The sequence below is a fragment of the Ruminococcus bromii genome (assembly GCF_002834225.1).
Lineage (GTDB): Bacteria > Bacillota > Clostridia > Oscillospirales > Acutalibacteraceae > Ruminococcoides > Ruminococcoides bromii.
The window spans coordinates 135,649-156,772 of the sequence record NZ_NNSR01000073.1; the positions used below are offsets into that span (position 1 = coordinate 135,649).

Sequence of the window (21,124 nt, forward strand, 5' to 3'; positions counted from 1 at the left end):
AAAATCACCTCCTGTCAGAACAATCCGTTTTCACGCAGTAACGGCATAAGGCGGAATAATTTCAGCATCTTTTCGGCTTTGTCAAGCTTTTCCTGCCGTTCATGTGAAAGAAACGGTCTGAGCGAATCAAGCAGTCGGGTGGTGTCATCGCTGTTGTTCAGCGAGCTTAAAAGCGGTGCAAATTTGGCAATTGTGCCGATCGTGTCGTCACCGCCAATCATTGACATAAGGTTATTTTCGGGCGGTTTCGGCTTTGGCGGTTGTTTTTGCTCACCTGTCAGACCAAGCTGTGCCCCAAGACTTTGCACCTGTTTCATTGCCTCGGGGTTCTGCAAAATCTGATTGAGCTTATCCTGTAAATCCGACATATCATTCACCGCCGAGCAGTTTCATCAGTGCCTGAGCCTGCGGACTTTGCAAAAGTTTCTTTGCTTTTTCGGGATCCGACAGAACGCTCTCAATCTGTTTTGATTGATTCGGATTTGTATTTTTCAAAAGATTTTCTATGTTACCGCTTTGTGCGGCACTTTCAAGCTGTTCCTTAGAGATACCGTACTTTTTCGATACCTCACCGAGCAGTTCGTTGACCTTTTTATTATCAGACATACCAACACCTCAACATATACTATGCGGAAATTTTATTTTTAGAACGGAGAATTTTCAATGCGTATTTTGGTAGTTTCGGACACTCACGGAGATCTTCGCAGTCTTATCAAAGCCGTTGACGCACAGCGCAAGGCGGAAATAATTGTGCATTGCGGCGACGGTGAAGAACAACAGCGGTTTTTAAAGGATAATTACAAAGACAAGATGATTGTTGCCGTAAGGGGCAACTGCGATTGGAACAGTTTTTTTCCGTCAAAGGAGATTTTCAAGGCCTGCGGTAAAACCATCTTTGTAACACACGGACATCTCTATGACGCAAAATCGGGACTTTACCGCATTACCTCCGCCGCAAGAGAAGCAGGAGCGGATATTCTCCTCTTCGGTCATACACATATGCCTCTCACACTCTATGAGGACGGTCTGTATATTATGAACCCCGGTTCATGCCACGGATACTATGCGTCCTACGGCATTATCGACATCACCGACAAGGGCGAAATTGTTACCAATACCGTAGCCTTAAAATAACTGTGGAAATTGCAAAAATAAAATGATATAATTAAATGTGATAAATAAGCGGAGGTGGGATTTTGAATTTTGACGGATTTGATTTTGACGACAATATAAAACAAACCTTCAACACCCTTGATATTCAGGGCAGAGTTCCCCACGCTGTTGTAATAGAAAGCAGGGACAGCGAAAAGGCAATGAGCCTTGCCGTGTTTTTGTCAATGTATGCGGTGTGTACCGCACCGATAAAGCCCTGCGGCAGTTGTGAACAATGTCACAAGGCGAGGAATAAGGCACACCCTGACATTAAATATGTTGAACTCCCAAAGGACAGAAAGCAAAATTCAATTGAGCAGATGAGGGAGATAATCAAGGATTCAATCATCAAGCCGAACGATTCAAACGCAAAGGTGTATATATTTCCGTTTGCCGACACAAGGCTGTCGGAGATTGTTCAAAATTCATTTCTTAAACTTCTTGAGGAACCGCCTCAGAATGTATATTTTATACTGCTCTGTGAAAATTCAAAAAAACTGCTCACGACAATTCTTTCACGCGCAAGCGTGTTCCGCCTGAAAACGAAAGATGTTTTCAGCGAAGACGCTGTGGAAGGGGCAAGGAAAATTATAAAAGGTATTCTGTCGGCAAAGGAGTACGAACTGATGCAGGCACTCTATGCCCTCAGCGACAAAAGCCTTGCGGACGAAATTCTGCTTGCAGTAAAGCTGTTTCTGCGTGACGGAATGGCAAAGAGCATTGGAGCTGATGCAGTTTTTGACGAAGAGTGCGCAGGGGAGCTTGCAAGACGGTTTACTCGGGCGAAGCTGATTTCAATGATTGAGCTGACCGAGAACGCAAAACTGAAAATACCGAAACATATAAATATAAATCTCCTCACAACTTGGCTGTGCGGAGAATACAGGAGGATTTCATGGCAGAGATAATCGGAGTACGATTTAAAGAAGTCGGCAAAGTGTACTACTTTGATCCGCTTGACAATAAGCTTAACACAGGCGACAGGGTAATTGTTGAAACGGCAAGAGGTCTTGAGTGCGGGGAGGTTGCAACTCCTAACAAGACCGTTGACGATGCGGAGATTTCCCATCCGCTCAAGCCGTTAATCAGAATTGCAACCGAAAAAGACCTCAATCACCTTGCTGAAAACAAGCTTAAGGAAAGGGACGCATACAGAATCTGTGAACAGAAAATTGCCCATCACAAGCTTGAAATGAAGCTTGTAAATGTTGAATACACATTTGACAACAGCAAAATTCTTTTCTACTTCACAGCTGACGGAAGAGTTGACTTCCGCGCCCTTGTAAAAGACCTTGCGAGTGTATTCAGAACACGAATTGAGCTTCGCCAGATTGGCGTTCGTGATGAGGCAAAAATGCTCGGCGGACTCGGTATCTGCGGTAAGCCGTTCTGTTGCGCAAGCTTTATGGGTGAGTTCCAGCCCGTTTCAATCAAAATGGCAAAGGAGCAGGGCCTGTCACTCTCTCCCGTTAAAATTTCGGGAACCTGCGGCAGACTTATGTGCTGTCTTAAATATGAACAGGAGGCATACACAGACCTTCTTAAACACACCCCAAAGGTAGGAGCAATTGTAAATACTCCCGAAGGCAGAGGTCTTGTTGTTGAAAACAACCTGATTGCAGGAACTTTAAAGGTTAAGCTCAACAACACTCCCGAAGATGCCGCTCCGAAATCGTTCACAGTCAAGCAATGCAAGCTTGTCAAGGACGGCTACATCAAGCTTGACAAAAAGGAAATGGAAAAATTCAAGGAACTTGAATAATTTTTTGTAATGTGTACAGCGTTCGTCAAGTTGCAGTAAAAAAGAACTGTTTTCAGTTTAAAATATAAAATTCTTTCCAAAAGGTTGCTTTTTTCAAAATTTATGTTACAATAAAGGTGAAATTTATGAAGGAGGTATTTCCCTATGGCATATACTATCAGTGACGATTGCATCATGTGTGGTGCTTGTGCAGATAACTGCCCTTGCGAGGCTATTTCAGAAGGCGACGGCAAGTATGAAATCAATGCAGACGCTTGTGTTGATTGCGGTTCATGTGCTGAAGTTTGCCCCGTCGGCGCTCCACAGGAAGGCTGATTAAGGGTTAATCCACAAAGACAGGCGGCAGGGATTTCCTTGCCGCTTTTTAATTACTGTTTTCAGGGGAATACCGATGAATAATAAACATCTTGAACCGCTTGGCAGCGGTATTAAAATATATGTGTCAGACAGCTACCGTTTTTCAACGGACACAATCTTACTTGCCGATTTTTCAAAGCAAATCGGTGTGAAAAAATGTGTTGATCTCGGCACGGGTTGCGGAACTATTCCGCTTTTGTGGTACAAAAACAACAACCGCCTTGACATCACGGCGGTAGAAATACAGGAGAATGCCTGCAAACTGTTTTCACAAAGTCTTGAATACAACAATCTTCTGGATAAAATCAAAATTGTAAACTCGGACTTAAACAAGCTTGGCGGTGCATTGCCGCTCGGCTCGTTTGACCTTGTTGCTTGCAATCCGCCCTACAAAATCAGCGGAGGCGGAATTACAAATCCCGAAAACGCAAAGCTTGTTGCAAGGCACGAATCCGAATGTACGCTTGACGATGTGTGCCGCTGCGGTTCGTCGCTTTTGCAGTTTGGAGGACGGCTCTGCATTTGTCAGCGCCCCGAAAGGCTCGCCGACGCAATGGAGGCAATGCGTAAATATTCGGTTGAGCCGAAAAAATTAAGACTTGTTCAACAGCGAAAGTCAAAAGCTCCGAAGCTCTTTTTGCTTGAAGGCAGAAGGGGCGGCAAAAGGGGATTTCTTGAGGTTATGCCAACCCTTTTTATTGAGGACGAAAGCGGAAACTTTTCCGAAGAAATGCTGAGCATCTACGGCAGTTACAAGGAGGACTATATAAATTGAGCGGAATTTTGTATGTAACGGGAACGCCGATCGGCAACCTCGGAGATTTTTCACCGAGAGCCGCAGAAACCCTCGAATCGGTTGATTTCATTGCGGCAGAGGACACAAGAGTAACGCTTAAGCTCTTGAATCATTTCGGCATAAAAAAGCCTATGGTAAGCTATTTTGAACACAACAAGCGTGAGCGCGGCGAAATCATCTGCAACAGAATTGAACAGGGCGAAAATTGTGCAATTGTGACGGACGCCGGAATGCCGTGCATTTCCGATCCGGGTGAAGATTTGATAAAGCTCTGCGAGGAGCGCGGAATAAAAACCGTGGTGATTCCCGGACCGAGTGCCGTGATTTCCGCACTTGCGGTTTCGGGACTTGAAACAGGCAGATTCACATTTGAAGGCTTTTTGAGTGTGAACAAAAAGAGCCGCAGCGAGCATCTTGACAGTCTGAAAAACGAACACAGAACAATGATTTTTTATGAAGCACCCCACAAGCTTCCGCAAACTTTCCGTGATTTGTACAGCTTTTTCGGTGACAGAAAGCTTTCGATCGTCCGTGAACTCACTAAAGTTCACGAAGAAGTAATCCGCACCACAACAAAATATGCTGCGGAAAATTATGCGGACGGCAGTCTGAAGGGCGAATTTGTGCTTGTGCTTGAGGGCAAAAAGCAGGAGGAAAATTCTGAAGAATACACCCTTGAATTTGCGGTTGAAACCGCGCGCAAGCTGATTGAAAACGGTGCAAAGCCCACCGAGGCGGCAAAAGAGGCGGCAAGTATAACAGGCTTTAAGAAAAATGAGATTTACAGGGAGCTGTTGTAAATGACATACGAAAATGCTGTTGAAAAAATTCATTCACTTTTGACATTCGGTTCTCGTCCGGGACTTGACCGAATGAGAATTTTGCTTGACAGGCTCGGAAATCCGCAGGACAGGCTGAAATTTATACACATTGCAGGTACGAACGGCAAAGGCTCGGTTTGTGCTATGCTTTCATCCGCACTTGTTGCGGCAGGCTACAAAACAGGCTTGTTCATTTCACCGTATATCACGGATTTTCGTGAGAGAATACAAATAAACAATTGTATGGTGAGCGAGTCCGTTCTCACGGATGCGGTTGAAAAAACTTTCCCTATTATCGAGCAACTGCGTGAAGAGGGCACAATCATCACAGAATTTGAGTATGTCAACGCTCTTCAATTTTATATACATGCAAATGCAGATTGTGACATTGTTGTTCTTGAAACAGGAATGGGCGGTCTGCTCGACTGCACCAATACTATAAAATCACCGCTTTGTGCCGTTATCACCACAATCGGACTTGACCACACGGCAATTCTCGGCGATACAATTGAAAAAATCGCACAGCAAAAATGCGGAATTTTCAAGCCCGACTCAATGGCGGTTACTTCAAAGCAGGATATCCGTGCAATGGAGGTTATTGAATCAACTGCAAGAGAAAAGAAAATTCCGCTTGCAACGAGCGAGAGCGTTAATATTGATGTCATTGAAACCACCTTAAAGGGCAGTCGCTTTATGTTTAACGGTGTTGAAATCGACCTTCCGCTTTCGGGTGATCATCAGCTTGAAAATGCAAAAACCGCACTTGCGGCACTTGATATGCTCCGTTGCAATTCTCTGATTTCAATAACAGATAAGCAGATTGCAAACGGTTTTGCAAAGGCTGTCAATCCCGCAAGACTTGAGCTGTTGAGTGAAAAGCCGATTGTTCTGCTTGACGGTGCTCACAATCCTAACGGAATTGAGGCGCTTAAATCGGCAATCCAAAAATTCCTTCCGAATAAGTATATAATTGCAATCACGGGGATGCTTGCCGACAAGGATGTCAGCACTTCGGTAAAACTGCTTGACGGAGTTTTTGACAGAGTTTACACAGTTCCCGTTCACAATCCAAGGGCAATGCACCCTGCAAAGCTTATGCAACAGTATGCAAGATTTGTTGACGATACGGTAACCTTTGAAAGTGCCGAACACGCATTTGATATGGCTTTTGAACAGGCTGAAAAGACCGATTGTGCGGTTGTAATCTGCGGTTCGCTCTACCTTGCAGGCGAAATCCGTCCGTATATCATCAATAAAATCAAGGCTGAAAACGAATCAGCCGAAAAGTAAATTTTTCGTTACAACAGAATAAAACAAATTTTTTGCTCTGCACTTATTATCATTAAGATAACAGGTGCGGAGCTTTTATTTTTGAGAAGGACTGATAAAATTGCTGAAAACGGAATTTAAAAACAACATCCTCACGGCATATATCGACGGCGAAATCGACCACGATTCGGCGGCAGAGATACGCACGAAAATTGACGCCGCCGTTCAGACAAACAAACCTAAGCTTTTGTGCCTTGATTTTTCCAAGGTGTCGTTTATGGACTCATCGGGCATAGGTCTTGTAATGGGACGGTACCGTCAGATGAAGCTTGTCGGCGGAGCGTTGCGTGTAATCAATATTCCCGACAGATTGTACAGACTGTTTGAAATGTCGGGGCTTGAAAGTTTGGGGGTGTTGAGATGAAAACAGTAAATGAAATGAAACTTTGCGTGCCGTCAAAAGGCTGTAACGAGGCTTTTGCAAGGAGCGTAGTGTCTGCGTTTATAATGAACCTTGACCCGACTGTCAACGAACTCAGCGACCTGAAAACCGCTGTGTCCGAGGCTGTGACAAACTGCATTGTTCACGGCTACCGCCGCCAAAGCGGAATGATTTACATAAACGGAAAAATCACCGCCGAAAACAAGGTGATAATCACAATCCGTGACAAAGGCTGCGGTATTCCCAATGTAAAAAAGGCAATGGAACCGCTGTTTACAACCGCTCCCGAAGAGGAGAGGGCGGGACTCGGCTTTGCAGTTATGCAGAGCTTTTGCGACAAGGTGCGTGTCCGTTCAAAGCCCGACAGCGGAACAACCGTAACTCTTGAAAAAATTATAGGTTCGGAAAATGACCGATAAAAATAAACTTGCCGATAAAAATATAGGGCTTGTCCATGCCTGTTGCAAACGATTTGCAGGCAAAGGAATAGAGTACGAAGAGCTTTTCGCATCGGGGTGCCTTGGACTTGCAAAGGCGATAAATAACTTTGATGAAAGCCGTAACCTGCAGTTTTCAACCTATGCCTTCCCCGTGATTATGGGCGAAATAAAGCGGCTTTTCCGTGACGGCGGTGCAGTCAGGGTAAGCCGCACATTAAAGGAGCTTTCGCTTGCGATATCAAGGCTTAACAATGAAAGCAAGCTGAAAAACGGCAGAGAACTCACCGTGAGCGAGCTTGCCGAAAGGCTTGATACAAGCGAGGAAAAAATCATTGACGCACTTAACAGTGCAAGAGTTCCTCTATCCCTGACTGCCGAATATGACAGCGAGGGCAACCCACAGCTTGATGTCCCGACAGATGATATTCAGGACGAAATCTCGGAACGATTGTCGCTTGAACAGGCAGTAAAATCCCTATGCGACACCGACAGAAAAATAATCCAACTGCGTTACTATCAAAGCAAAACCCAAACCCAGACCGCCAAAATTCTTTCCATGACGCAGGTTCAAATCAGCCGCAGAGAAAAGAAAATTCTCACCGCCATTCGGGACAAAATGTCGGTGTAACAGCAAAGTTATCAGTAGGGGCGTTCATTGGACGCCCGCACGGCGAGCCGCTATATTTTAATACCCACACATAAAAACAGGCTGTACAAATTTCGTACAGCCTGTCGCTTTATGGTTTTCTTGTGCCGCAACCGCATGTTCCGACATAATTTTGATTTATCTTTCCACACTTTGGACATTGCCAAACATCGGTTTGAGCTGAAATCGGTTCAAAATTCGGCTTTTGACAACTACAGTTTGAGCAATATCTTATGTTGGCAGGATTTGAATTTCCGCATTTCGGACACAGCCATTTTGTACTTACATTCGTTTTTTCGCGGCTTTCTTTTGTAATATAACTGTTAAATGCTTTATTTGCCGATGCGTTTACTTTTTGAATTGCACATGCAAAAATTATTGCAATTATTTCGAGAAATGCCGCAATCATCATACCTGTGAGATTTTCATCACGGTGATGATCTATATAAGATGATACATTCATTATAAATACGATTGTTGAAACAATTTCTAAAATAATAAATATAACTATATATACCATTCGTTCAGGGTGCTTTGCGCGGAAATCGGCAATAAATTCTTCTTTGTTTTTTATTGGTTCTTCATGCTTTTCGGTATGCTGTACATTAAAATTTTGATTTGCATTTTGATTAGAAAAATTATCTGATACAACATTTCCTATTTGTGCGCCGCAGTACTGACAAAATACACTTCCGTCAGCAATTTGTTTGCCGCATTTTTGACAATACATAAATAATTCCTCCTTAAAATTACTGTGAAAATTCACAGCTTATATGAGAATTATAATGCAGATTTTCACACTTGTCAATTAAAAGTCTAAAATTTCTCATAATTTTAAACAAAAATTCGCAAAATACTTATAATTAAGTTATTAAATATATGAGGTGATATTATGATTGGTGAACGCTTGCAGGAACTTCGCAAAGACCATGGAGTGTCGCAGGCACAGCTTGCGGAGCTTTTGGGCGTGTCACACTACACAATATCATCCTACGAATGTAACCGCAGTGACCCCGACGATAATTCAAAAATAATCATTGCAAAGCTTTTTGATGTGTCGGTCGATTACCTAATCGGTCTGATTGACGAACCGCTTTCGTTCAACCGCAATAACCGTTCCCTTCCGCTTCCTCAATCATTTACCAAAGCGGACTGCGACAATGTGCTTGATTATATAAAGTATCTTGAATTTAAAAAGAATAAATTCAATGAGCGTTAATTTCCAAAGTAACTCCGAGCATATTGTAATACAAAAATCATTGACAACGAAGGAAAAGTTTGTTATAATATTATTCGCGTGGTTCGGTTACAAAATGTGGCGGATTGATTTTGAAGTTTATTGATTTGTCAGACTGTAAACGGAATATGCGCCAATAGCTCAGTTGGTTAGAGCTACCGGCTCATAACCGGTCGGTCCGGGGTTCGAGTCCCTGTTGGCGCACCAAAGAAAAACCGCACTAAGAAGCCATTTTAGAGCTTTTTAGTGCGGTTATTTTTATATCTTTTGTATGCTAAAATATGCTGAAATACGCGAAAATCAGCTAAAAATGCATTGCAAATGCAAGACAGAAAAAAGCTGTGATATTCACCTTGCCTTTAATTTGTAATTTATTTCACAAAAGTTTTACCAAAATTGAAAGAGGCTGCGAAGAACGAAGTCTTAAACTTCATTTCTTCACAGCCTCTGATTTTATATCAGGATTAAACTTGTATTAAGTTACCTGTCAATACATCCGGTGTGGATTACTTGTTTGCGATAGCAGCCTGAGCAGCAGCAAGACGAGCAATCGGAACACGGAACGGTGAACATGATACATAGTCAAGACCGATCTTGTGGCAGAACTCAACAGAAGAAGGGTCGCCGCCGTGCTCACCGCAGATACCAACATGGAGCTTGTTGTTTACAGGCTTACCGAGTTTGATAGCTGTTTCCATGAGCTTGCCAACGCCTGTCTGGTCAAGCTTAGCGAACGGATCGTTCTCGAAGATCTTAGCATCATAGTAAGCGTTGAGGAACTTACCTGCGTCATCTCTTGAGAAGCCGTATGTCATCTGTGTAAGGTCGTTAGTACCGAAGCAGAAGAAGTCAGCTTCCTTAGCAATCTCATCAGCTGTAAGAGCAGCTCTTGGGATTTCGATCATTGTACCAACTTCGTACTTGAGGTCGATGCCTGCAGCAGCGATTTCAGCGTCAGCTGTTTCAACAACAACCTTCTTAACGAACTTGAGTTCCTTAACATCGCATACGAGCGGAATCATGATTTCAGGCTCAACTGTCCAGTCTGCGTGTGCCTTCTGAACATTGATAGCAGCACGGATAACTGCCTTTGTCTGCATCTTTGCAATTTCAGGATATGTTACTGCAAGACGGCAACCACGGTGACCCATCATTGGGTTGAACTCGTGGAGTGAAGCGATGATTGTCTTAATGTCTTCAACGCTCTTGCCCTGAGCAGCTGCGAGTTTCTCGATGTCAGCTTCCTCTGTAGGAACGAACTCGTGAAGCGGCGGATCAAGGAATCTGATTGTTACAGGATTGCCTTCGAGTGCCTCATAAAGAGCCTCAAAGTCGCCCTGCTGATAAGGAAGAATCTTGTTAAGAGCAGCTTCTCTTTCTTCAACTGTATCTGAGCAGATCATCTCTCTGAATGCAGCGATTCTGTCCTCTTCAAAGAACATATGCTCTGTACGGCAAAGACCGATACCTTCAGCACCGAGCTCACGAGCCTTCTTAGCGTCAGCAGGTGTATCAGCGTTTGTTCTAACCTTAAGAGTTCTGTACTTGTCAGCCCAAGCCATGATTCTGCCGAACTCACCTGCGATTGTAGCGTCAACTGTTGGGATAACGCCGTCGTAGATGTTACCTGTAGAACCGTCGATTGAAATGTAGTCACCCTCGTGGAATTCCTTGCCTGCGAGTGTGAACTTCTTGTTAGCCTCGTCCATTGCGATGTCGCCGCAACCTGATACACAGCATGTACCCATACCACGAGCAACAACGGCAGCGTGTGATGTCATACCGCCACGAACTGTGAGGATACCCTGTGAAGCCTTCATACCTGTGATGTCCTCAGGTGAAGTTTCAAGACGAACGAGAACAACCTTTTCGCCCTTAGCGTTCCAGTTTTCAGCATCTTCGGCTGTGAATACGATCTTACCGCAAGCAGCACCAGGAGAAGCGCCGAGGCCCTTACCGATTGGTGTAGCAGCCTTAAGAGCAGCAGCATCGAACTGTGGGTGAAGAAGTGTGTCAAGGTTACGAGGATCGATCATTGCAACAGCTTCTTCTTCTGTTCTCATGCCCTCGTCAACGAGGTCACAAGCAATTTTAAGAGCAGCCTGAGCTGTTCTCTTACCGTTTCTTGTCTGGAGCATATAGAGCTTCTTGTTTTCAACAGTGAACTCCATGTCCTGCATATCTCTGTAGTGGTTTTCGAGTGTCTGACAAACATTCTGGAACTGCTCGAAAGCTTCCGGGAACTCTTCAGCCATCTTAGCAATTGGCATAGGAGTACGAACACCTGCAACTACGTCTTCGCCCTGTGCATTGATGAGGAACTCACCCATGAGCTTCTTCTCACCTGTAGCAGGATCTCTTGTAAATGCAACACCTGTACCGCAATCGTCACCCATGTTACCGAATGCCATTGACTGTACGTTAACGGCAGTACCCCATGAATAAGGAATATCGTTGTCACGACGGTAAACGTTTGCACGAGGGTTGTCCCATGAACGGAATACAGCCTTAACTGCGCCCATGAGCTGTTCCTTAGGATCGTCAGGGAAGTCCTGACCGATTTTCTCTTTGTATTCAGCCTTAAACTGGCCTGCAAGCTCCTTAAGATCGTCAGCTGTAAGCTCTACGTCATAAGTAACGCCTCTCTCAGCCTTCATCTTGTCGATGAGCTCTTCAAAATATTTCTTACCTACTTCCATAACTACATCGGAATACATCTGAATGAATCTTCTGTAGCAGTCCCAAGCCCAACGAGGGTTGTTTGACTTCTTAGCGATAACTTCAACAACATCTTCGTTAAGACCGAGGTTAAGGATTGTATCCATCATACCCGGCATTGAAGCACGAGCACCTGAACGAACTGAAACGAGGAGGGGGTTCTCCTTGTCGCCGAACTTCTTGCCTGTGATCTCTTCCATCTTCTCGATGTACTCGTTGATCTGAGCCTGAATTTCAGCGTTGATTTCTTTGCCGTCCTCATAATACTGAGTACAAGCTTCTGTTGTAATTGTGAAGCCCTGTGGTACAGGAAGTCCAAGACCTGTCATTTCTGCAAGGTTGGCACCCTTACCGCCGAGGAGCTCACGCATGTTAGCATTACCTTCTGTAAAAAGGTAAACCCATTTGTTTGCCATAACTGGTAATCCTCCTAAAAATAAATTAAGATATACGGCTGTGGCAGACTTACCCCTTGGTAAAACCTGCCTGCTTGTATAAGCCTATCGAATATTATAACAAACTTTGGTCAAAATAGCTATATTTTTTTCAAACTTTTTTCTTATAAAAAACGAGTTTTATTTTCGACAATATTGTATAAATCGTTTAAAATGCCTTTTTTTGCCCGATTTTTGTAATTTTCTCTTGAAATTTGTGATTTTTGTGAGATAATATTATGGTATGAACGAGTGTCTTGTGACAGGACTGTCTGCATCTTTGTTGTTTTGTCACAGATAAAAGGAGAAAAAATGAAGAATTGTGCCGTTATCCTCGCAGGCGGCGAGGGCAAAAGAATGAAATCCGACAAGCCGAAAACATTGTCGGAGGTACTCGGCAAGCCGATGCTCTGTTGGGTTATGTCGGCTTTAAGGAAAGCCGGTATTGACGACATCTGTGTGGTCAAGGGCTTTAAAAAAGAGTGTATTGAGGAGTATCTTTCAACTCTCGATTTTTCCGTTGAAAGCGTGTTTCAGGCTGAAAGACTCGGAACAGGCCACGCTGTGATGATGGCAAAGGATTTTCTTAAAAAGCACAGCGGCAATGTTGTTATTCTCAACGGCGACGCTCCGTTTATGGACAGCAAGACTATTGAGGATTCCCTGAAGGCTCACATTGAAAACGGCTGTGCCGCAACGGTTATTTCCGCAAGGGTTGACGATCCGACAGGCTACGGCAGAATTGTCCGTGACGAAAACGGAAATCTGCGTGCAATTGTTGAGCAGAAGGACGCTGATGAGGAAACTCTCAAAATAAATGAAGTAAACTCGGGCGGTTTCTGGTTTGATTGTCAGCTTCTTCTTTCGGTTCTCGACAGAATCAAGTCGGATAACAGCGCAAAGGAATATTATCTTCCCGACGCAATCAAGCTTTTGCTTGAGGACGGAAGAAAGGTCGGAGCATTCACGGCTCAGTGCAGCGATACGGTTCTGGGTGCAAATGATCCGGCTCAGCTTGAACAGCTTAACGAAATTGCAAGGACAAAGGGTTACAGCTGTTAATTGCTCGGTTAATCATTGGTAAACATATACTACACACATTAAAATTCAAAGGAGTTATTGCAATGAATTTTCACGGTAAGGACATTAAAATTTTCACCGGCAGTTCAAATGTTGATGTAGCTCAGGGAATTGCAGGCTGTCTTGGTCTGCCGCTTGGTAAGAGTGACTGTACACAGTTCTCGGACGGCGAAATCTCTGTTTCTCTTCACGAATCTGTTCGTGGCAGCGACTGCTTTATTGTTCAGTCAACCTGCGCTCCCGTCAACGACAATCTTATGGAAATGCTCATAATGATTGATGCCATGAAGCGTGCGTCTGCTGCAAGAATCACAGTTGTTATGCCATACTTCGGTTATGCAAGACAGGACAGAAAAGCTAAGGCAAGAGATCCGATCTCGGCTAAGCTTTGTGCAGATATCATCACCTGTGCAGGTGCTGACCGTGTGCTTACAATGGATCTTCACGCAAATCAGATTCAGGGCTTCTTCAACATTCCTGTTGACCACCTTCAGGGTGCGTCACTTCTTGCCAACCATATGAGAGAGAAAATCGGCGGCAACAATGATGATTATATCGTTGTATCTCCCGACCTCGGTTCTGTAACCCGTTCAAGAAACTTCGCATCAAAAATCGGCACAGGTCTTGCTATTATCGACAAGAGAAGACCGAAGGCTAATGTTTGTGAGGTTATGAATATCATCGGTGACGCAAGGGGTAAGAAGGTTATCCTCGTTGACGATATGATCGACACAGCAGGTACTCTCTGCAATGCCGCTAACGCTATTGTTGAAAAGGGCGGTGCAACAGAGGTTTACGCTTGTGCTACTCACGCAGTTCTTTCAGGTCCTGCAATTGAGAGAATTCGCAACAGTGCAATTAAGGAAGTTGTTCTTCTTGACACAATTCCTGTTCCGAAGGAAAAGATGATTGACAAGTTCACAATTCTTCCTGTTGCTCCTACATTTGCGGAGGCTATCGCAAGAATTTACAATGACAAGCCGTTCACAGCCGCTTTCGGATGATAGGCGAACAACAGGCAATTTAATCATATAAATTGAGGCGGGTTTTAACTAACCCGCCATTTCGCTGTTTTACTGCAAAATTTTCAGGAATAAAACGGTACAATATGTGAGGGTGATTTAATTTTGTTTGGTATAGTTTACGGCTCCGATTCAGATAACAAAATAATGAACCGCTTTGTCGATGAGTACGAATTGTGGTGCAATGAGGGCAAAAATCCGGATATTGCGTCAATCGACCTTGACTTTGCGCTTGACCTACAGAAGAAAAGACTTGACGAAAAGGGTGTAAAGATTCAGACCGCCTTTACCGATAAGGAAACGGTGAAGAATGAAGTCCCCGTAAATGCTTGTACTGCCTACGATATGGGCGAATGTAAGAGTAACATTGCGTCAAAGACATATGAGGTTACGGAGAAATACTTTAAAGACGGAAAGAAAAAGAAAAAAATCAAGGACAGATTTTTCTTCTACACAATGATTACAAGGCTTGAAAACCGAAATTCCGAGGTTGCGTGTTCGTGTCCGAACTGCGGTGCGGTAAGCAGTGTAAGAGAGCTTCTCGACGGTTGTAAAAACTGCAAAACTCGCTTTATTATGGACGATTTGTTCCCGAAGGTTACAAACTTCTACTTTGTAAAAACCTATTCGCTTGCGAACAAGTCAACCAAAAAGGTGCTTGCACCGTACCTTCTCGGCGGAATTGCCGCCGTTGCGGCATTTACGGTATGGACGGTTGTAAAAGACGGAACCTTTGATCCCGCAACCGCAAATATGCTTTATGAAATCGGCATCAGAGTAATCCCTGTTCTGCTCGGCGGACTTTTGGCAGGTTACCTTGCATGGGCATTAAAAACGCTTTTCGGACTTTTTGTCGGTGTGGCAAAGAGCATTCCTATGATAGGTCCGCACTTCAATTGTCAGAAAAGACTTCCGTGGCTTATGAAAGAGGTTAATCCCAACTTCTCATATGAATACTTTATCGGCAAGGTGCTTGCTTTGCTCAAGATTATGATTTTCAGCGATGATTACACAAACCTCGCAGTTTATGAGGGCGCTCCGACGGAAAATCCTTTCGGAGATATTGTTGATATCAAGTACAGAGGTGTGTCAAAGCTTAATTCGTTCAATGTCACAAACGGCTGTTGCTATGTTGATATGACCGTTTACGCAACAACCGTGAAGAACAAAAATTCTTCATTTAGGGTTAAAAACGAAAAGTTCAGGCTTACCGTTTGCAGAAGTGTGAACGCCATGGATGACGGAGTTTTCACAATGAAAAAAGTAACCTGCAAAAGCTGTGGCGCAAGCTTTGATGCAACAAGAGAACGCAACTGCCCGTATTGCGGAAATCCTTATCATCTCGGCAACGATGACTGGGTTGTTGTAAGCTTCGGAAAAGGTTAATTTTAATTTCAGAATACATATAATATAAATAAGAGGGAAACTGATATGTTCGGAAAAAACAAATCAACGGGGTCGGTTGAGTACATTGTAGTCGGACTCGGCAATCCCGACAGAAAATACGAAAACACCCGTCACAACGCAGGCTGGCTTGCAATTGACAGCATCGCCGACAAGCTCGGTTGTGAGGTAAACAGGATAAAATACAAAAGCTTTATCGGCACTTGTACCGTAAACGGTGCAAAGGTTATGCTGATGAAGCCCACAACATATATGAACAACAGCGGTCAGGCAGTTGTTGAGGCGATGAACTTCTACAAAATTCCTCCCGAAAATGTCATTGTAATTTTTGATGACATTTCGCTTGATGTCGGAAAAATGCGTATCCGTTCAAAGGGCAGTGACGGCGGTCAAAGAGGAATGCGCAGTATAATCTATCTCAGCGGCAGTGACAAGTTTCCGCGCATCAAGGTTGGCATAGGTGCAAAGCCAAATCCCGACTGGGACCTTGCCGACTGGGTGCTTTCAAGGTTCACTCCCGATGAAATGAAAAAGCTTGATGAAATTTTTGACAATGCCGAAAAAGCAATCGAGCTGATTATTGACGGCAAAACCGACCGTGCTATGAATTTGTTCAACTGAAAAGGGACAAAGAAATGAATAATCTCAACTTTCTTGTTGATGTTCTGAAAGACTCGCCCGTTTTCAAAACACTTGAAAAGAATGTCAAGCCGGGCAGAACAGTTTGTGCTTCGGGACTTTCAACAATTAACAAATCAAATATCATCTATGCGCTGTGCCGCCTCAAGGGCGTCACGGCATTTTGTCTTGCCTCCGATGAAAAAGAGGCGCAAACCCTGTGTAACGATCTTTCGTGTATGGGACTGCGTGCCTATGTTTATCCTGTGCGTGACTTCAACTTTCTTGACTTTCAGAGCCGTTCGCACGAGTACGAGCACGCAAGACTTAAAGTTTTGCTCAAACTTCTCAACCACGAATGTGATGTTGCAATTGCGTGTGTTGATGCGGCGGCACAGCTTACCGTTCCGAGAAATGTGCTTGAACAGTCGGTTATTGAATTTGAAGAGGGCAGGGAACTCTCGCTTGAAAAGGCGACAAAGGCACTTACTCTGCTCGGATACGAACGCTTTGATGCGGTAGAGGGCAGCGGTCAGTTTTCACTCAGGGGCGGTATCCTCGACTTCTTTATGCCCGACAGCGACTATCCCGTGAGATGTGAATTTTGGGGCGATGAAATTACCGACCTCAGCTATTTTGACATTGAAACTCAGAGAAGATTTAAAAAGGCTGACAAAATTACGCTTTCGCCCTCAACCGAAATAGTAATTGAGGACAGAGCCGCCCTTGCAGATAAAATTGAACACAAGGCAAAGCTCCTCCGTTCCAAGAACAGCGCAAAGGCCAAGGAAAAACTTTTCTCCGAGGCAGAGCTTATCCGCAGCGGCGCAATGATTGCCAATGCGGACAAATTTATCAATCAGATTTACGATAAACCGGAGTCGCTTTTTGATTATCTCGACAGAAACACCCTCGTTTTTGCGTCCGAATTTACTGCAATTCAGGAACGGGGAAAGTCAATGGACTTTATCAGCAATGAAACCCTTATGCAGGGCTTTGAGGACGGAACTCTTTGCAGAGGTTTTGACCGCTTTGCGCTCACATTCAACGAATGTACCGAGTTTTTGCAAAGTCACGGAACAATCGTGCTTGAAAACTTTGTTCACGGAAGTATGCCTATCAAGCTGTCGGAAATCATCAGCTTTTCAACAAAACAGCTCTCGGCATGGGGCGGTTCGTATAAACAGCTAAAAGAAGATGTTGACGGACTTTTCACCCCCGAAAGCAGGGGCGTTATCTTTGCGGGAACGGAAAGAGCCGCCAAAAATCTTTGCGACACCTTTAACGCAGACGGCATAAATGCTGTTTACAGCGAGGGTGCGGATAAGATTTCAAAGGGCGAACTGCTTGTTATGCAGGGCGCTTTGAGTGCAGGCTTTGAGTATCCGTCACAAAAGTTTTTTGCAATAACTTACAGTCAGGTTTCATACCGTCCCGAAAAGTCCAAAAAGAAGAAGAAAAAGACGGGACAGGAAATTTACAGCCTTTCCGAGCTTACTCCGGGCGATTATGTTGTACACAATGTTCACGGTATCGGTGTGTTCGGCGGTATAAGAAAAATTGATACTCACGGAGTTATAAAGGACTATATCAAGATTGACTACGCAAAGGGCGATGTGCTTTATGTGCCTGTCACACAGCTTGATATGGTTGCAAAATATATAGGTCCGAAAGAGGATTCAAGGGTTAAGCTTAGCCGACTCGGTTCGGGCGACTGGCAAAAGGCAAAGGCAAGGGTTAAAACCTCTGTCAAGGACATTGCCAAGGAGCTTATCGAGCTTTACTCACAGCGTATGAAAGCCAAGGGCTATGCCTTTTCGGCAGATAACGAGTGGCAGAGAGATTTTGAACTCAGCTTTGAATATGACGAAACTCCCGACCAGCTGCGTTGTTGTGAGGAAATCAAGCATGACATGATGCGTTCGTCGCCGATGGACAGACTTCTCTGCGGTGATGTCGGATTCGGCAAAACAGAGGTTGCACTCCGTGCCGCTTTTAAGTGTATTGCAGATTCAAAGCAATGCGCATTGCTCTGTCCCACAACAATTCTCGCATGGCAGCATTATCAGACGGTAATCAAGCGTTTTGAGGGCTATCCCGTTCGTGTGGAACTGCTTTCAAGATTCCGTACAGCAAAACAGCAGAAAGAAATTCTCCAAAAGCTAAAGCGAGGAGAAATTGATATGATTGTCGGAACTCACAGACTTGTGCAGAAGGATGTTGAATTCCGTGACCTCGGACTTGCAATCATAGATGAGGAACAGCGTTTCGGTGTTGCTCAAAAGGAGAGGTTCAAGGAACTGTGCAAAAATGTAGATGTGCTTACGCTTTCGGCTACGCCTATTCCGAGAACCCTCAATATGGCAATGAGCGGTCTGCGTGATATGAGCGTTATCGAAGAAGCTCCGACAAACCGTCAGCCTGTTCAGACCTATGTGCTTGAACACGATGATGCGGTTATCAACGAGGCAATCCGCCGTGAGCTCCGCCGTGGCGGTCAGGTGTTCTACCTTCATAACAATGTTGAAACAATTTCATCATGTGCCGCAAAAATACGGGAAGCAATTCCAGAGGCGAAAATTGCAATCGGTCACGGCAAAATGAAAGAGGGGGAGCTCAGCGAGGTTTGGCGGCAGATGCTTGAACAGGAGATTGATGTGCTTGTCTGCACAACAATTATCGAAACGGGTGTCGATTTGCCGAATGCCAACACCCTTATTATAGAAAATGCCGACTGTATGGGACTTTCGCAGTTGCATCAGCTCAGAGGCCGTGTGGGCAGAAGTTCACGAAGGGCATATGCCTACTTTACCTTCAGACGGAACAAGGTTCTCACGGAGATTCAGCAGAAAAGGCTTGCCGCAATCAGGGAATTTACAGAATTCGGCAGCGGCTTCCGCATTGCAATGCGTGACCTTGAACTGCGAGGTGCGGGCAATATTATGGGCGCACAGCAGCACGGTCATATGGAGTCGGTTGGTTACGATATGTATCTCAAGCTTCTTGATGAGGCAGTAAGTGAGGAAAAGGGCGAGAAAAATACTGCCAAGGATCTTGACTGTCTTATTGACATTTCGGTTGACTCTCACATTCCCGAAAGTTATGTCGAAAGCCTTACGCTCCGCCTTGATGTTTACCGCAGAATTGCTGATATTCGCAGTAATGAGGATGCAGACGATGTTATTGACGAGCTTCAGGACAGATTCGGCAAGATTCCAAACTCGGTTCTCGGACTTATCGACATTGCCCTTGTGCGTAACCGTGCTTACTCAATGGGCGTGTATGAAATCAGACAGAACGGCACAATGCTTATGCTCTATGTAAACGAGCTTAAATCACCGCAGGTTGCCGATCTGCTCATCGCTTTGGGCGGAAAAGCAAAGCTTGTTGCAGGAGCAAAACCGTGTGTTGCGGTTGAGTGCAAAAACAGTTCCGCTCCGCTTGAAACGCTCACCAAAATTTTCGGTGTGCAGTAATTTAACGGTATGAAGCCGTAATTTGTTAAGAAAAAACCTCCCGAAAGTACAAAAATGCTGTTTTTCGGTGGAAATTCTCAACAAAATTTTATAAAAATGTAGACAATGACAAATTTTTTGTGTATAATCGTAAGGTACATTATCCTGCGGAAGTGTGTTTTGCAGGACACTCAGCATTTAATTTTTTAAAAGGACGGTAAAAAACTATGAAGCCTAATATCAAGGTCGGTTCATTTTTACTTGCAATTGTTATGATGTTCTCAGTTTTTGCAATTGCAGGTTGTACACCCACAACTCTTAACAAAGAATGGTCGTATAAGACAAGCGATAACGAGCTTGCCATCGGCGCTTATATCTACTCACTCAATGCAGCTTACAGTCAGGCTGAAAGCTTTGCCAAGAAGCTTGACGATTATGATTCGACATCGGACAAGTGGCTTGATGAAAAAATCAAGGACGATGACGGCAACGAGCAGGTTGCAAGAGAGTGGATTAAAGATCAGGCTAAGAAAATGTGCCTCAGCTACCTCGTAGTTGACGAACAGCTTAAAAAGGAAAATGTAAACATCGGTCAGGCAACTCTTGACTCCGCAACAAGTCAGGCCGAAACATACTGGAATGTTGGTCCGTATGCGTCACAGGGTTATGTAATGCCGATGAAGAAGCAGTATGAAAAGTACGGCGTTTCACTCGACAGCTTTGCATACTGCACAACTCTCTACAACACAAAGTATGAGGCTCTCTTCAAAGCAGTTTACGGCAAGGGCGGTTCAAAGGAAGTTTCCGACGCCGACCTTACAAAGTATTTCAAGGAAAACTATACGGACTACTCATATCTTCCCGTGAACCTTTATACATCAACAAAAGATGAGGCAGGTTCATCAAAGAATGTTGCAATGAGCGACAAGGAAATCAAGAAGGTTGAGGATCAGCTTAACGGTTACAAGAATGACCTTAACAAGGGCGGTTCTTTTGATGATGTTATTGCATCATACAAGAAGTCAAGCGGTTCGGAAAAAGATTCTTCTGTTTCAAATGTAGAAGTTCTCGACAAGAGTTCAATCGGTAAGGAGCTTAAAGAGGCTATCGGCAAGCTTAAAACAGGCAAGGCTGAAACTCTCAAGGTCGGTAGCGGTGACAGCGCAATCTACTATCTCGTTTATAAGAAAGACATCAACAAGGATGTTGACAGCTATATCGGCAACGAATCAAACAGAGCCGGTGTACTTGCGTCAATGAAGTCAGACGAATTTTCAAAGTACATTGACGGTCTTGCAGAGAAACTCAAGTATGAAGAAAACACTTCGGTTATTGACAAGTACAAGCCCGAACTCTTCTTCGTTGCGGTTGAGCCTACAACAGCGGCGTCAACAACAACCGCATCTGATAAAAGCTCAAAGTAATTGATATCGGACATACAACAGACGCACTTTCAGATTATTCTGAAGAA

Annotated in this window: 21 protein-coding genes and 1 tRNA gene; 18 read left to right on the forward strand and 4 right to left on the reverse strand. The window is 44.2% G+C overall.

Annotation, left to right across the window (positions count from 1 at the left end):
* Positions 1-14: 14 nt before the first annotated feature.
* Complete coding sequence (locus RBATCC27255_RS09395; RefSeq protein WP_101029752.1) at positions 15-368, reverse strand: hypothetical protein; 354 nt, start codon at positions 366-368, stop codon at positions 15-17.
* Position 369: 1 nt separating this feature from the next.
* Positions 370-606, reverse strand: a complete 237-nt coding sequence (locus RBATCC27255_RS09400) for a hypothetical protein (protein WP_101029753.1) — start codon at positions 604-606, stop codon at positions 370-372.
* A gap of 57 nt (positions 607-663) precedes the next feature.
* Here RBATCC27255_RS09400 and RBATCC27255_RS09405 point away from each other — a divergent pair, with 57 nt between their 5' ends.
* From RBATCC27255_RS09405 to RBATCC27255_RS09450, 10 genes are all read left to right on the forward strand, one after another.
* Positions 664-1,134 carry a metallophosphoesterase gene (locus RBATCC27255_RS09405; RefSeq protein ID WP_046431371.1) on the forward strand — a complete coding sequence of 157 codons (471 nt, stop codon included), beginning with the start codon at positions 664-666 and terminating at the stop codon, positions 1,132-1,134.
* A 62-nt stretch (positions 1,135-1,196) separates the two neighbouring features.
* The gene (locus RBATCC27255_RS09410; protein WP_169923321.1) at positions 1,197-2,060 is read left to right on the forward strand and encodes a DNA polymerase III subunit delta'; all 864 of its coding nucleotides are present in this window, start codon (positions 1,197-1,199) and stop codon (positions 2,058-2,060) included.
* Entirely contained in the window at positions 2,048-2,914 is an 867-nt protein-coding gene (locus RBATCC27255_RS09415; RefSeq protein WP_101029755.1) for a PSP1 domain-containing protein, read from the forward strand. The genes RBATCC27255_RS09410 and RBATCC27255_RS09415 overlap by 13 nt, the downstream gene beginning before the upstream one ends.
* Positions 2,915-3,058: 144 nt before the next feature.
* On the forward strand, positions 3,059-3,229 hold the full coding sequence (locus tag RBATCC27255_RS09420) for a DUF362 domain-containing protein (RefSeq protein WP_101029756.1): 171 nt from the start codon (positions 3,059-3,061) through the stop codon (positions 3,227-3,229).
* 76 nt (positions 3,230-3,305) lie between these two features.
* Positions 3,306-4,046: a tRNA1(Val) (adenine(37)-N6)-methyltransferase gene (locus RBATCC27255_RS09425; protein WP_101029757.1), complete on the forward strand. Its 741-nt coding sequence runs from the start codon at positions 3,306-3,308 to the stop codon at positions 4,044-4,046.
* Positions 4,043-4,867: a 16S rRNA (cytidine(1402)-2'-O)-methyltransferase gene (gene rsmI / locus RBATCC27255_RS09430; protein WP_101029758.1), complete on the forward strand. Its 825-nt coding sequence runs from the start codon at positions 4,043-4,045 to the stop codon at positions 4,865-4,867. Before RBATCC27255_RS09425 ends, rsmI begins: the two co-directional genes overlap by 4 nt.
* Positions 4,868-6,178 carry a bifunctional folylpolyglutamate synthase/dihydrofolate synthase gene (locus tag RBATCC27255_RS09435; RefSeq protein WP_101029759.1) on the forward strand — a complete coding sequence of 437 codons (1,311 nt, stop codon included), beginning with the start codon at positions 4,868-4,870 and terminating at the stop codon, positions 6,176-6,178.
* Positions 6,179-6,278: 100 nt separating this feature from the next.
* Entirely contained in the window at positions 6,279-6,581 is a 303-nt protein-coding gene (locus RBATCC27255_RS09440) for an STAS domain-containing protein (RefSeq protein WP_242958640.1), read from the forward strand.
* Positions 6,578-7,018 carry an anti-sigma F factor gene (spoIIAB, locus tag RBATCC27255_RS09445; protein WP_101029761.1) on the forward strand — a complete coding sequence of 147 codons (441 nt, stop codon included), beginning with the start codon at positions 6,578-6,580 and terminating at the stop codon, positions 7,016-7,018. Before RBATCC27255_RS09440 ends, spoIIAB begins: the two co-directional genes overlap by 4 nt.
* Positions 7,008-7,667 (forward strand): sigma-70 family RNA polymerase sigma factor, encoded by a 660-nt coding sequence (locus tag RBATCC27255_RS09450; RefSeq protein WP_101029762.1) that lies wholly within the window; start codon positions 7,008-7,010, stop codon positions 7,665-7,667. Before spoIIAB ends, RBATCC27255_RS09450 begins: the two co-directional genes overlap by 11 nt.
* A gap of 109 nt (positions 7,668-7,776) precedes the next feature.
* Here the strand turns inward: RBATCC27255_RS09450 and RBATCC27255_RS09455 are convergent, their stop codons facing one another.
* Positions 7,777-8,415 (reverse strand): zinc-ribbon domain-containing protein, encoded by a 639-nt coding sequence (locus tag RBATCC27255_RS09455; RefSeq protein ID WP_101029763.1) that lies wholly within the window; start codon positions 8,413-8,415, stop codon positions 7,777-7,779.
* Between the two features lie 162 nt (positions 8,416-8,577).
* Between RBATCC27255_RS09455 and RBATCC27255_RS09460 the strand changes: the two genes are divergently transcribed.
* Positions 8,578-8,904, forward strand: coding sequence for a helix-turn-helix domain-containing protein (locus tag RBATCC27255_RS09460; protein WP_101029764.1), 327 nt, complete (start codon positions 8,578-8,580; stop codon positions 8,902-8,904).
* A 148-nt stretch (positions 8,905-9,052) separates the two neighbouring features.
* Positions 9,053-9,129, forward strand: a tRNA-Ile gene (locus tag RBATCC27255_RS09465).
* 299 nt (positions 9,130-9,428) lie between these two features.
* On the opposite strand, the gene ppdK is transcribed toward RBATCC27255_RS09465, so the two are convergent.
* The gene (ppdK, locus tag RBATCC27255_RS09470; RefSeq protein WP_101029765.1) at positions 9,429-12,056 is read right to left on the reverse strand and encodes a pyruvate, phosphate dikinase; all 2,628 of its coding nucleotides are present in this window, start codon (positions 12,054-12,056) and stop codon (positions 9,429-9,431) included.
* A 330-nt stretch (positions 12,057-12,386) separates the two neighbouring features.
* Between ppdK and RBATCC27255_RS09475 the strand changes: the two genes are divergently transcribed.
* The 6 genes from RBATCC27255_RS09475 to RBATCC27255_RS09500 all read left to right on the forward strand — a co-directional run bounded on the left by RBATCC27255_RS09475 (position 12,387) and on the right by RBATCC27255_RS09500 (position 21,077).
* Positions 12,387-13,136, forward strand: a complete 750-nt coding sequence (locus tag RBATCC27255_RS09475; protein ID WP_101029766.1) for a sugar phosphate nucleotidyltransferase — start codon at positions 12,387-12,389, stop codon at positions 13,134-13,136.
* Between the two features lie 62 nt (positions 13,137-13,198).
* On the forward strand, positions 13,199-14,158 hold the full coding sequence (locus tag RBATCC27255_RS09480; RefSeq protein ID WP_101029767.1) for a ribose-phosphate diphosphokinase: 960 nt from the start codon (positions 13,199-13,201) through the stop codon (positions 14,156-14,158).
* Between the two features lie 123 nt (positions 14,159-14,281).
* Positions 14,282-15,562, forward strand: a complete 1,281-nt coding sequence (locus tag RBATCC27255_RS09485) for a hypothetical protein (protein WP_101029768.1) — start codon at positions 14,282-14,284, stop codon at positions 15,560-15,562.
* 45 nt (positions 15,563-15,607) lie between these two features.
* Positions 15,608-16,201, forward strand: coding sequence for an aminoacyl-tRNA hydrolase (pth, locus tag RBATCC27255_RS09490; protein WP_101029769.1), 594 nt, complete (start codon positions 15,608-15,610; stop codon positions 16,199-16,201).
* A gap of 14 nt (positions 16,202-16,215) precedes the next feature.
* A complete protein-coding gene (mfd, locus tag RBATCC27255_RS09495) occupies positions 16,216-19,674 on the forward strand; it encodes a transcription-repair coupling factor (protein ID WP_101029770.1) in 3,459 nt (1,152 codons plus the stop codon).
* A 206-nt stretch (positions 19,675-19,880) separates the two neighbouring features.
* Positions 19,881-21,077, forward strand: a complete 1,197-nt coding sequence (locus tag RBATCC27255_RS09500; protein WP_101029771.1) for a hypothetical protein — start codon at positions 19,881-19,883, stop codon at positions 21,075-21,077.
* The last annotated feature ends 47 nt before the right edge of the window (positions 21,078-21,124 follow it).